This window comes from Vibrio sp. 704 (assembly GCF_033339295.1).
Genome location: NZ_JAWOUH010000932.1, coordinates 1 through 537, shown reverse-complemented (window position 1 = coordinate 537; position 537 = coordinate 1). Strand labels below are relative to the sequence as shown.

The following is a 537-nucleotide window of genomic DNA, read 5'->3' as shown; positions in this document are numbered from 1 at the left end:
GCTGCGAGAAGAGATCGTCGCGAGGTTCGCTCCCACATTGAGTAAAATCCGCCAGCCCTCTTGCCAACCATATTGACTAAGCACACTCTCGACCATCAATTGCGTGGTTCCAGAGCGGCTTGGCGTGCTCATGGTGACGTGACCAAAGTACAGCGGATTGGTCAGATCTTGAAAACGCTTCGGTTCTGGTAAATGGTTCGCGGCCAAATAATCTTTGTTCCAAACAATCCCGGCGCCGGAGTATCCAAACGCCACGACTTGATCGTTATTAGGTAATAGATAAGGCGACAACCATTTCGGCACTTGCACACGCGACGACATATCAGCCAAACGATGTTCATTAGACAGCTCTTGCATCAGAAACGGCGACGAGCTCAACACCAAGTCGATATCCTTCATGTAGCTTTTGCTAAGCAATTGCAGGCTTGATTGAGTGCGTCGGTGAACCACTCGGACTTCAGCATCAGGATAGTGCTGCGTAAAGTCATCCACCAAAGCAGTGATTGGTGCTTGAGAGAAGGTCGTGAGTATCACCAA

1 protein-coding gene is annotated in these 537 nt (G+C 49.7%); it reads right to left on the bottom strand.

Going from position 1 to position 537, the window contains the following annotated elements; translation table 11 throughout:
- The coding region (locus tag R7R24_RS29950; RefSeq protein ID WP_318120620.1) for an ABC transporter substrate-binding protein at window positions 1-537 on the bottom strand (537 nt) is incomplete at both ends.